Here is an 11,366-nt window from a genome sequence, read left to right on the forward strand (position 1 = left end):
GTAACCGGAGCGAGCTTTTTCTATGTCCGCGGTTTCTTTTTGCGGGTCAGTTTCACAAGGCTCTTGTGAAGTTGGTAGTCGGACAGCGCTGGCTTGACCGCCGTTCTTTGCGGCTCCGCAGGTGCAGGCCTACGGCGCCAGGAGGAAAGCGAGGTGCGCGATCTCATGATTTTTGGCGAGGTGTTGGTGGCCGCCTGACCGTTTCCCACGCACCACAGACAGAAGCCCGCTTCGGCGGGCTTTTTCATGTGGTCAGACTTTTTTCGGCGAGCCTTCCTACGATGTCATTGGCGCAGTGCTCAACATGGCACTGCCCGTTTCAGGAAAGGGAAGCTTCAATGATGACTTCAACATTGCCAATAAACGGTGCGCTGGTCGAACTCGCGGGGCAAATAGCCGTGACACCAGATCGTCGGCGGCGACTGGATACCTACGAGCCGGTAAGAGATGGAGACTGCTGGTGCCCGAAATGCTACATCGAAGGTGTCACAAGGCCGTCGAAACTCAAGGCCGTTAAAGACGACGACCCCGCCAACTCGCGAAGGTACGATTGTTCTGTGTGCGGCCAACGGTATCGAGTCGGTACGTGATCGACTGCCTTTCTCGTGCGGTCCTTTTTTCATGCGAGGTCCGTGTTGCAGATGTGTTGCACGGACTCCGTGGGAATATCTGATAAAGCCCGTAAATGCGCGGTTCTGAATGCAACGTGTTGCACGGCTACCTGTGCGAGATTGCCTTGCGTCAGACTCTACAACTATTTGAATTTGTTAAGTAAAAAGTGGTGCCCCCGGACGGGATCGAACCGCCGACCTTCGGTTTACAAAACCGCTGCTCTACCAGCTGAGCTACAAGGGCACGGCGCTCCGGTAGCATATTTGTTGCGCCAGTAAAGACAAAACTCCATTTTCGGTTATCGGCCCTGCTGCATCGGCTGCCGGAGAGTGCATCCTGAAAACGGCCCATTCGCTTCCTATATCTGGAGGAGGTGCAATCGCATTAGAGCGACGTGCGTCCAATTGGACGCACAAAGTACGCTCTAATACTTTTAGATTTCGCATCGTGCTTTCCGAAAATCGATGCCGATTTTCGGGCCGATGCGAAAGCGAGGGTGTCGCATGATCAGACTCATCATCATTCTGCCGATCGTCGTGGTGGCCTGGCTTCTTTTGGTGAAACTCATCAAGGATGTGAAGAACGCCAATATCGACTGGACCGGGGTTACCACCATCGTCGGCTTCATCGCGCTCGCCTTCTGGCTGCGCCACGTCACCGGCATGGGATGACGCGGTGAAAGAGTGAGTAGGCAGTAGTCAGTAGTGGATCGAGATGCGTCATGGCACGGATTTCACTACTCACTACTCAGCACCACAAGCACGGCAAGGTGATCATCTTCCTTTGATCAGGTGACCCGGTTCGTGAAAGGGCGGCTTCGGCCGGGCTTCGGCCGCCTTTTTTTGCGTCCGGGTTGGCGCCGCCGGTGAAGCTGCTGATCTCCCCCCTTGCGGGGGAGATGCCCGGTAGGGCAGAGGGGGGTCGGAAGGATCGCTAACTTTCGAGATCCAGGCTTCGCCAAGAGAACCCGAAGGATGTAACTACGATCGATATACAGGTCGGCGGGACAGCACCCCCCTCTGTCCTGCCGGACATCTCCCCCGCAAGGAGGGAGATTAGCCGTCATCAACGCCCTTGCCAATCTGTTGCGTGGTCAAACTAACCTTGCCGACCTCGGGCCGGTCGATTTTCTCCGTTCGAAAAAATCTCCAAAAACTCTTCGAACCTTTTTCCTCGCCGAAACGACTGATGGTCAAGGGGCGGATGGATCGCCTCTCGCAACGAAGCAAGGAGACCATCATGCGCACTTTCATTTCCGGCCTCATCGCCACCTCCGTCGCCGCCGCCATGCTGGCCGGCACCATTCAGCCTTCGGCCGCTCATGGCAGTCATCACAGGAGGCACCTTGGCATCGGCATCGCCGCCGGCGTCGGCGGCTTCCTCCTCGGCACGGCGCTCGCCCAGCCGCGCACCGTCTATATCGAGGAGGAGCGCGGTTCGTGGCACGTCCGCCGCTGCCTCGATCGCTACCGGAGCTACGATCCCTATACCGACACTTATGTCGGCTACGACGGCTATCGTCACTACTGCGGGCTTTGAGCAAGGGAAGGGGGCGCCGCCGCCCCTTTTTCCGTTAGAGCGGGATGCGTTCAAATTGGACCACGCGCCCCGCTCTATCTGCTTGTTTCAACCGCATTTGTGCGACGCCAAGCGGTTCCGCTTGGCTGCAAAATGCTCTAGCGGCACGCTGCCGTGCCCGGAATCATTCGGCGGTTGGCGCATCCGCCGCCGGCCCGGCGTCCTGGCAGATGTCGCACCATTCAGCGCCGACCAGCCTGGCCATGCGCTCGACGCCGATCTTGACCGCCGCATTGGTTGCGCCGGCCGCCGGCACAACCTCGTCATAGGCGCGCAACGATAGGTCGCAATAGACCTGCAGCGGCGAGGCGAGGCCGAAGGGGCAGACGCCGCCAACCGGATGGCCGGTGATCTCGGCCACCTGCCCGGCATCGAGCATGCGCGGCTTGCCGCCGAATGCATCGCGCGATTTGCGGTTGTCGATGCGCGCGTCGCCGCGCGCGACGACCAGCATGACCCGCTCACCAACGCGCAGGCAGATGGTCTTGGCGATCTGCCCCGGCTCGACGCCGTGCGCCTCCGCGGCGAGCGCCACGGTCGCCGAGCTTGTCGACGTTTCGATCACCTCGATGTCGGGGGCATGTTCGGCGAAGAAGGCTTTGACGGACTGGAGGCTCATGCGTCTTTTCGGCTGGCGGAAGATGGACGCAACCTTGGCCGTAGCCGGGCGGCTGTCAAGGTGAGCGCGCTGCGCCAATCTCGAAGAGTGAACCCGGCTCGGCGGGGCGGCTTGGTGAAGAAGAGGCCGGCAGGCCACCGATCATCCTGGTGATATTGGCCGCGGCCTCACGCACCAGCGGGCCGATCTCCGCCAGCCGCTCCGGCGTCACCCGCACCGTCGGCCCCGAGACCGAAACGCCGCCGATCGGCTCGCCGAACTCGTTGAATATGGCGGCGGCGACGCAGCGCATGCCCGGATGCCGTTCCTCGTCGTCGACCGACCAGCCGCGCAGCTTGATCCTCACAAGGTCGTGCGCCAGTGCGGAGATGTCGGAAAGCGTGTTTTCGGTGAAGCGCTCCAGCCCGGCCTTGCGCAGGATGGTGGCGACACGGTCGGGGTCGAGATGCGCCAGCACCGCCTTGCCGATGCCCGACGCATGGAAGGAACTGCGCGTGCCCGGCCGGAAGAAGGCGCGGATCGCCTGATGCGTCTCGACCTGGCTGACGAAGACGACGCAATCGTCCTCGGCGACGCCGAGATTGGCGGTCTCGCCGGTCTTCTCCATCAGTTCCTGCATGACGATGCGGGCGCGGTCGACCAGCTTGCGGCGGCGCAGGAACGCCGCGCCCATGCGATAGGTCTCGACGCCGATCGACCAGAGCTGGTCGGTGCCGTCGAACTCGACCATGCCGTGGTTCTCCAGCGTCGTCAGCATGCGGTAGGCGGTGGAGGCAGCCAGGCCGGAACTGGCGGCGATCTCGCTCAGCGACAGGCCGCTGCCTTCGGCGACGATGGCAAGGATGCGCAGCGCCCGGTCGAGCGACTGGACCGAGGTGGCCTCGGCGGGGCCATTGAAGGAGCGGGGCCGGCCACGCTGACGTTTTTCGGTCGTTTCCATGCCGCCATTGTCGCCAAGTCCCGCGAAACACGCAATGAAAAAGTTTTTCATCGGTCAGAGGAGGTCGATTTCTGGAAAACGGAAAGCACAATAAAATCAGCGGATACCGTCATTTTCTTAGAAATGAAAAAATATTCTGAAAAAATTGAAAAATAGCGGGAACGCTGTCATCCTTGGCCATCAACACATTTGCGGAGGCTTGCTATGGCCAGGATGCGCGCTGTCGACGCCGCGGTTCTCGTTCTCGAAAAGGAAGGCATTTCCTGTGCCTTCGGCGTGCCGGGCGCCGCGATCAACCCGCTCTATTCGGCGCTGAAGGCGAGGGGCTCGATCCGCCACATCCTGGCGCGCCATGTCGAGGCCGCTTCGCATATGGCCGAAGGCTATACGCGGGCAAAGGCTGGCAATATCGGGCTGTGCATCGGTACCTCCGGCCCGGCCGGCACCGACATGATCACCGGGCTCTATTCGGCGGCGGCGGATTCTATCCCCATCCTGTGCATCACCGGCCAGGCGCCGCGTGCGCGGTTGAACAAGGAGGATTTCCAGGCCGTCGATATCGCCGCGATCGCGGCGCCCGTGGCGAAATGGGCTGTCACCGTCATGGAGCCCTATCTGGTGCCGATGGCGCTGCAGAAGGCGTTTCACCTGATGCGCTCGTCGCGTCCGGGCCCGGTGCTGATCGACCTGCCGGTCGACGTGCAACTGGCCGAGATCGAATTCGACATCGACGCCTATGAGCCGCTGGCGCCATTCAAGCCGGCGATGACGCGCGGCCAGGCCGAGAAGGCGCTGGCGATGCTCAACGCAGCGGAAAAGCCGCTGATCGTCGCCGGTGGCGGCATCATCAATGCCGACGCGTCCGATCTCCTGATCGAATTCGCCGAGATTACCGGCGTGCCCGTCATTCCGACGCTGATGGGCTGGGGCGCGATCCCCGACGACCACCGGTTGATGGCCGGCATGTGCGGGCTGCAGACCTCGCATCGCTACGGCAATGCGACCATGCTCGAAGCCGATTTCGTCTTCGGCATCGGCAATCGCTGGGCCAATCGCCACACCGGTTCGATCGACGTCTACACCAAGGGCAAGAAATTCATCCATGTCGATATCGAACCCACGCAAATAGGCCGAGTCTTCGCGCCGGACCTCGGCGTCGTCTCGGATGCCGGCGCGGCGTTAAAAATGCTGCTCGACGTCGCCACCGAGTGGAGGACGGCGGGGAAACTGCACGACTGGTCGGGCTGGGCCAGGGAATGCCAGCAGCGCAAGAAGACGATGAAGCGCAAGACGCATTTCGACCAGGTGCCGCTGAAGCCGCAGCGCGTCTATGAGGAGATGAACAAGGCGTTCGGCCGCGACACCACCTATGTCACCACGATCGGCCTGTCGCAGATCGCCGGCGCGCAGTTCCTGCATGTCTACAAGCCACGCAACTGGATCAATTGCGGCCAGGCCGGCCCGCTCGGCTGGACGCTGCCGGCCGCACTCGGCGTACGCGCCGCCGATTCCGACCGCACCATCGTGGCGCTGTCCGGCGACTATGATTTCCAGTTCATGATCGAGGAACTGGCCGTCGGCGCGCAGCACAAATTGCCCTACATCCACGTCGTCGTGAACAACGCCTATCTCGGCCTGATCCGCCAGGCGCAGCGCGGCTTTTCCATGGATTTCGAGGTCAGTCTTGCCTTCGAGAATGTCAACCGGAAGGATGACCCCGAGGCGGGCTATGGCGTCGACCATGTCGCCGTCGCCGAGGCCATGGGCTGCAAGGCGGTCAGGGTGAGGAAGCCCGAGGAGTTCGGCGGCGCCTTCAAGCAAGCGCAGCAGCTGATGAAGGAGCATCAGGTTCCGGTCGTGCTGGAATTCATCCTGGAGCGCGTTACCAATATTTCGATGGGCACGGAAATCGACAAGATCACCGAATTCGAGGAACTTGCCGAAAGCCATGAGGATGCGCCGACAGCGATCGTCATGCTGGACTAGATTGTTTGGATCCAATTTTTGGATCGATGCTCCAGGGAGAAAAAGAATGCCGCGTTTTTCAGCCAATCTTTCGATGCTTTTTGGCGAGCATGAATTCCTCGACCGCTTCGATGCGGCCGCTCGCGCCGGTTTCAAGGGCGTCGAATATATCGGCCCCTACGACCATGCGCCCGATGTCGTCGCCGCCAGGCTGAAGAAGAACGGCCTGACGCAAGTGCTGTTCAACCTGCCGGCCGGCGACTGGGCAAAAGGCGAGCGCGGCATCGCCGTGCTGCCAGACCGTGTGCCGGAATTCCGGCAAAGCGTCGCCAAGGCAATCACTTATGCCCATGCGCTCGGCTGCGAGCAGGTCAACTGCCTCGCCGGCATCGCGCCACAGGGCGCCGACCGTTTGGTGCTGGAAAACGTCTTTGCCGAGAACCTCGCCTTCGCGGCCGAGAAGCTGGAGCAGGCCGGCATTCGCCTTTTGATCGAGCCGATCAACACCCGTGACATTCCGGGCTTTTTTCTCAACTACTCGGACCAGGCACTGGCGCTGATCGACCGCATCGGTTCGAAGAACCTGTTCCTGCAATACGACATCTATCACATGCAGATCATGGAGGGGGATCTCGCCCGTACCATCGAGGCCAATCTCGACCGCATCGCCCATATCCAGCTTGCGGACAATCCCGGCCGTCACGAGCCGGGGACGGGCGAAATCAATTTTCCTTTCCTGTACAGCCATATCGACCGGATTGGTTATGCGGGCTGGATCGGGGCGGAGTACAAGCCAAAGGCCGGGACGGAAGCGGGGTTGGGATGGTTTCGGGAGTTTGCCGGGCGAGGGAGTGCGGCGGCTTAAGCGATTTCCAACCAACGCTGGCGCTGCCCTCACCCTTGCCCTCTCCCCGTATCTTGCCCTCTCCCCGTATAGAGACGGGGAGAGGGGCGCCGACGCTGGAGCGCTTCCCTTCTCCCCGTCACTAAACGGGGAGAAGGTGCCGGCAGGCGGATGAGAGGCTGCGCCGACCTCTGGTTGAGTTCCAATAAGATTTCAGGAGAAAAACAATGGAAACCATCGGCTTCATCGGCCTCGGCATCATGGGCGCGCCGATGGCGGGGCACTTGCTGGATGCCGGCTACACAGTCGTGGCCAGCGGCCACCGCTCGAAGCCACCGGCCGATCTCGTCGCCAAGGGATTGAAGACGGTCACCGGCCATGATGCCGTGGCCAAGGCTGCCGACATCATCATCACCATGGTGCCTGACACCCCGCAGGTGGCCGAAGTGCTGTTCGGCGACAAGGGCGTCGCGTCCGGCCTCGCCAAGGGCAGGCTGGTCATCGACATGAGCTCGATCTCGCCGATCGAGACCAAAAAATTCGCCAGCAAGATCAACGATCTCGGCTGCGACTATCTCGACGCGCCGGTGTCGGGCGGCGAGGTCGGCGCCAAGGCGGCGTCGCTGACCATCATGGTCGGCGGAGAAGAAAAGGCCTTCGAACGCGCCAGGCCGGTCTTCGAAAAGATGGGCAAGAACATCACCCTGGTCGGTCCCAACGGCGTCGGCCAGACCACCAAGGTCGCCAATCAGATCGTCGTCGCGCTGACCATTGAAGCGGTCGCCGAAGCGCTTGTTTTTGCATCGAAAGCCGGCGCCGACCCGGCCAAGGTACGGCAGGCGCTGATGGGCGGGCTGGCCGCCTCGCGTATTCTCGAAGTGCATGGCGAGCGGATGGTCAAGCGCAGCTTCGCGCCGGGCTTCCGCATCGAGCTGCACCAGAAGGATCTCAATCTCGCGCTGGAAGGGGCAAGGGCGCTTGGCGTAGCACTACCCAACACCTCGACGACGCAGCAGCTATTCAACGCCTGCGCGGCCAATGGCGGCGCCAAGGAGGATCATTCGGCCCTGGTCAGGGCGCTGGAGCGGATGGCGGGACATGAGGTGGTGAATGGTGAATAGTAAATGGTAGATAGAACTGACTATAGACGTCGAACGACGCTCTGCCACTTCCATTCACCATTCACCATTCACCATTCACTCTTTCAAAAACTTCCTCGCCGCATAAAGGCTCACCGCCGCGGCGTTCGACACGTTGAGCGAGCGGATGGCGCCGGGCATGTCGAGTCGGGCCAGCGTCGTCACCGTCTCACGCGTCTTCTGGCGCAGGCCCTTGCCTTCCGCGCCGAGCACCAGCGCTATTCTGTCGCCGGAAAAGCTCTTTTCGAGTTCCGCCGGCCCGTCCGAATCGAGACCGATGGTCTGGAAGCCGGCATCGTGAAGCTGGCCAAGCGCATCGGCGAGGTTCTTCACCTCGATCTGGTCGATATGTTCAAGCGCGCCGGAGGCGGATTTCGCCAGCACGCCGGATTCCTGCGGGCTGTGGCGCGCCGTGGTGATCAATGCGCCGGCGCCGAAGGCGACCGCCGAGCGCAGGATCGCGCCGACATTGTGCGGGTCGGTGACCTGGTCGAGCACCAGCACCAGCCTGGTGTCGCCAAGCGCATCGAGGCGTTTCGGCTTCAGCGGCTCGGCTTCGACCAGCACGCCCTGATGCACGGCGTCCGAACCGGTGATCCTGTCGATCTCCCTGGGCTCGACCAGCTCGGCCTTGAAGGGCAAGGCGGCGAGGTCGGCGATATCAAGCCGCTCGGCCGCGTTGCGCGTCACCAGCATTTTCCTGATCTTGCGGCGCGGATTGTCGAGCGCGGCGCGCACCGTGTGCAGGCCATAGAGTCGCACCAGCCCGTCGCTGGCGTTTTCGCCTGGCGGCACCGGTTGGCGCGGCCGGAACGCCGGCGCGCCGGCCTTGTCGTCGCGATAGGCGCGGCGCAGCTTGGCGTAATGGGTGTCTTTCGGCGTGCCGGTCTTGTTGCTCATGGCTGGCTTCTATAACCGCCTCTTTCGGCTAAGGATATGGCACGTCGCCGCGGATGCCGGACAACAGCGAAAAAGCCTGGCTGCGCGGTTGACACAAAATGGCCTTGCCGCCATAAGGCGCTTCGCTGATTTCGGAGAAAACCAGAGGTTTCCTCCCTGATCGGCGAGAATGCCTCGTTGCAAGGCTTCGACGGCAGGCTGGAGAGGTGCCCGAGTGGTTAAAGGGGACGGACTGTAAATCCGTTGGCTTAGCCTACGTTGGTTCGAATCCAACCCTCTCCACCACTGCCAGCCCGTAGGCCTTGAAACGTGCGGGTATAGCTCAGTGGTAGAGCAGCAGCCTTCCAAGCTGAATATGCGGGTTCGATTCCCGCTACCCGCTCCAAGTTTTCCTTTTCAACACCAAGCGCGCCGGGCTGGTTTCAGGCCTCTACTAGGCGACGACGGCCAGCCGGCGCTTGCGCTCGTCGAGCGACACGATGGTCAGCCCGCTGGCCACCACCAGCAGGATGCCGCAGACCGCCAGCGCATTCGGGAACTGGCCGAACACCACCAGGCCCGAAATGACCGCCCAGACAGTGAAGCAATAATAGAACGGCGCTACCGCGCTCGTCGGCCCGACGCGATAGGCCATGAAGATGAAGAAATGGCCGAAGATCAGGAACAGCCCGGCCCCGGCGATCAGCAGCAGATGATGGGCCGCGGGCGCCGCCCATTGCTCGGTCGCAAGATGCGCGATGCCCGCGCCGGCCAGCACCACCACGACGGCGGAAATGGCGACGATCATGCCCGGCACCTTCGAGGCGACCTTGCGCCCGGCGAGATCGCGCGCGGCGGCGAGCGCAGCATTGCCGAGCGCCAGCGCTGCATAGACCGAAATGCCCTGCATCGTCGGTTGCGCCACCATCAGCGCGCCGATGAAGCCGAGACCGATCAGCGCCATGCGCATGCCGCCGATCCGCTCGCCGAACAGGATCGAGGAGCCGACCAGCATGAGCAGCGGCGTGATCTGCCCCAGCGCAGTCGAATCGGCGATCTGCATGTTGGCGAGCGCCACCACATAGCAAAGGATCGCACCCAACTCGAGCAGGTTCCTGCGCAGGACCTTCCCGTCCAGGATCAGCGGGATCTGCCTGCTATAACCGAGCAGGAACAGCAGCGGCACACCCCACAGCGTGGCCGCCATACCGCGCAGGAACAGCACCTCGTAGGGCGGCAGGCCAACGGTCGCGAGCTTCATCATCGTATCGTTGACCAGATACGACCCGGTCGAGACGATCATGAACAGCGGGCCGCGAATGGAGCTGGGAATGAACTGCATCGGTCGAACAAATCAGACGGATGCTGCGGCGGCAATGGGCCAGGCTTGCGCTGTGATTCCAGCAAGGGCAGGGGCAATGCGGCCTTCGACGAGCCGGGCGCCTGCCTATTTCATTTCCCGGCTGGCGTTCCTATATCCGCGCCATATCCCCCGAAAATCGGATCATGGGTTCGGACCGAGCGGAAAGCGCTCAGCCACAAGGCACTTGTGTTTTTCGGCCGTTGTCGCTAATCGCCCCGCATTCGACTGAACTGAAGGTTCCGGCCGTCCAAGGAAAGAGACTATGGCAAAAGGTAAATTCGAGCGCACTAAGCCTCATGTGAACATCGGCACGATTGGTCACGTCGACCATGGCAAGACGTCGCTGACGGCGGCGATCACCAAGTATTTTGGCGAATACAAGCGCTATGACCAGATCGATGCGGCTCCGGAAGAGAAGGCGCGCGGCATCACGATTTCGACGGCGCATGTCGAATACGAGACGGCCAACCGCCACTACGCTCACGTCGACTGCCCCGGCCACGCCGACTATGTGAAGAACATGATCACCGGTGCCGCGCAGATGGACGGCGCGATCCTGGTGGTTTCGGCCGCCGACGGCCCGATGCCGCAGACGCGCGAGCACATCCTGCTGGCCCGCCAGGTCGGCGTGCCTTCGATCGTGGTGTTTTTGAACAAGGTCGACCAGGTCGACGACGCCGAGCTTCTGGAGCTGGTCGAGCTCGAGGTGCGCGAGCTTCTGACCAAGAACGAGTTCCCCGGCGACGACATTCCGATCGTCAAGGGTTCGGCTTTGGCCGCTCTGGAAGATTCCGACAAGAAGATCGGCGAGGACGCGATCCGCGAGCTGATGGAGCAGGTCGACGCCTACATCCCGACCCCGGTTCGCCCGCTCGACAAGCCGTTCCTGATGCCGATCGAGGACGTGTTCTCGATCTCGGGCCGTGGCACGGTGGTGACCGGCCGCGTCGAGCGCGGCGTGGTCAAGGTTGGCGAGGAGCTCGAGATCATCGGCATCCGTCCGACGACCAAGACGACCTGCACGGGCGTCGAGATGTTCCGCAAGCTGCTCGATCAGGGCCAGGCCGGCGACAACATCGGCGCGCTGCTGCGCGGTGTCGACCGTGAAGGCGTCGAGCGCGGCCAGGTTCTGGCCAAGCCGGGTACGGTCAAGCCGCACAAGAAGTTCGTGGCCGAAGCCTACATCCTGACCAAGGACGAGGGTGGCCGTCACACGCCGTTCTTCACCAACTACCGTCCGCAGTTCTACTTCCGCACGACGGACGTGACCGGCATCGTGTCGCTGCCGGAAGGCACCGAGATGGTGATGCCTGGCGACAACATCACGGTCGATGTCGAGCTGATCGTGCCGATCGCCATGGAAGAGAAGCTGCGCTTCGCCATCCGTGAAGGCGGCCGCACCGTCGGTGCCGGCATCGTCGTCACCA

12 protein-coding genes and 3 tRNA genes are annotated in these 11,366 nt (G+C 62.1%); 8 read left to right on the plus strand and 7 right to left on the minus strand.

What is annotated here, in order from left to right:
- Window positions 1-20: 20 nt before the first annotated feature.
- Entirely contained in the window at window positions 21-248 is a 228-nt protein-coding gene (locus CN311_RS32995) for a hypothetical protein (protein ID WP_208866519.1), read from the minus strand.
- A 531-nt stretch (window positions 249-779) separates the two neighbouring features.
- Window positions 780-855, minus strand: a tRNA-Thr gene (locus tag CN311_RS17185).
- A 260-nt stretch (window positions 856-1,115) separates the two neighbouring features.
- Here CN311_RS17185 and CN311_RS17190 point away from each other — a divergent pair.
- Complete coding sequence (locus tag CN311_RS17190; protein ID WP_097574950.1) at window positions 1,116-1,283, plus strand: hypothetical protein; 168 nt, start codon at window positions 1,116-1,118, stop codon at window positions 1,281-1,283.
- A gap of 384 nt (window positions 1,284-1,667) precedes the next feature.
- Here CN311_RS17190 and CN311_RS32285 read toward each other — a convergent pair whose 3' ends face one another.
- A complete protein-coding gene (locus tag CN311_RS32285) occupies window positions 1,668-1,859 on the minus strand; it encodes a hypothetical protein (RefSeq protein WP_133117209.1) in 192 nt (63 codons plus the stop codon).
- On the opposite strand from CN311_RS32285, the gene CN311_RS17195 reads away from it, so the two are divergent.
- Complete coding sequence (locus CN311_RS17195; RefSeq protein ID WP_097574958.1) at window positions 1,852-2,151, plus strand: BA14K family protein; 300 nt, start codon at window positions 1,852-1,854, stop codon at window positions 2,149-2,151. The two genes, CN311_RS32285 and CN311_RS17195, sit on opposite strands and share 8 nt — an antisense overlap.
- Window positions 2,152-2,314: 163 nt before the next feature.
- On the opposite strand, the gene CN311_RS17200 is transcribed toward CN311_RS17195, so the two are convergent.
- Together CN311_RS17200 and bhcR are read right to left on the minus strand one after the other, a co-directional pair.
- Window positions 2,315-2,809 carry a YbaK/EbsC family protein gene (locus CN311_RS17200; protein ID WP_097574959.1) on the minus strand — a complete coding sequence of 165 codons (495 nt, stop codon included), beginning with the start codon at window positions 2,807-2,809 and terminating at the stop codon, window positions 2,315-2,317.
- Between the two features lie 55 nt (window positions 2,810-2,864).
- Window positions 2,865-3,749 (minus strand): HTH-type transcriptional regulator BhcR, encoded by an 885-nt coding sequence (gene bhcR, locus CN311_RS17205; RefSeq protein WP_097574960.1) that lies wholly within the window; start codon window positions 3,747-3,749, stop codon window positions 2,865-2,867.
- A gap of 204 nt (window positions 3,750-3,953) precedes the next feature.
- On the opposite strand from bhcR, the gene gcl reads away from it, so the two are divergent.
- The 3 genes from gcl (at window position 3,954) to CN311_RS17220 (ending at window position 7,679) form a co-directional block, all read left to right on the plus strand.
- Window positions 3,954-5,735 (plus strand): glyoxylate carboligase, encoded by a 1,782-nt coding sequence (gene gcl, locus CN311_RS17210; protein ID WP_097574951.1) that lies wholly within the window; start codon window positions 3,954-3,956, stop codon window positions 5,733-5,735.
- Window positions 5,736-5,781: 46 nt separating this feature from the next.
- Complete coding sequence (gene otnI, locus CN311_RS17215; protein ID WP_097574952.1) at window positions 5,782-6,579, plus strand: 2-oxo-tetronate isomerase; 798 nt, start codon at window positions 5,782-5,784, stop codon at window positions 6,577-6,579.
- Window positions 6,580-6,785: 206 nt separating this feature from the next.
- A complete protein-coding gene (locus CN311_RS17220; protein WP_097574953.1) occupies window positions 6,786-7,679 on the plus strand; it encodes a 2-hydroxy-3-oxopropionate reductase in 894 nt (297 codons plus the stop codon).
- Between the two features lie 75 nt (window positions 7,680-7,754).
- Here the strand turns inward: CN311_RS17220 and CN311_RS17225 are convergent, their stop codons facing one another.
- Window positions 7,755-8,597, minus strand: a complete 843-nt coding sequence (locus tag CN311_RS17225; protein ID WP_097574954.1) for a TrmH family RNA methyltransferase — start codon at window positions 8,595-8,597, stop codon at window positions 7,755-7,757.
- Window positions 8,598-8,797: 200 nt separating this feature from the next.
- On the opposite strand from CN311_RS17225, the gene CN311_RS17230 reads away from it, so the two are divergent.
- Together CN311_RS17230 and CN311_RS17235 are read left to right on the plus strand one after the other, a co-directional pair.
- Window positions 8,798-8,882, plus strand: a tRNA-Tyr gene (locus CN311_RS17230).
- A 26-nt stretch (window positions 8,883-8,908) separates the two neighbouring features.
- Window positions 8,909-8,982, plus strand: a tRNA-Gly gene (locus CN311_RS17235).
- Window positions 8,983-9,030: 48 nt separating this feature from the next.
- Here the strand turns inward: CN311_RS17235 and CN311_RS17240 are convergent.
- Window positions 9,031-9,918 (minus strand): DMT family transporter, encoded by an 888-nt coding sequence (locus tag CN311_RS17240; RefSeq protein ID WP_097574955.1) that lies wholly within the window; start codon window positions 9,916-9,918, stop codon window positions 9,031-9,033.
- Window positions 9,919-10,201: 283 nt separating this feature from the next.
- Here CN311_RS17240 and tuf point away from each other — a divergent pair.
- Window positions 10,202-11,366, plus strand: a 1,165-nt coding sequence (gene tuf, locus CN311_RS17245) for an elongation factor Tu (protein WP_097574961.1), incomplete at its 3' end; no start/stop codon positions are given.

It is taken from the genome of Mesorhizobium sanjuanii, assembly GCF_002529485.1.
Classification (GTDB): Bacteria; Pseudomonadota; Alphaproteobacteria; order Rhizobiales; family Rhizobiaceae; genus Mesorhizobium; species Mesorhizobium sanjuanii.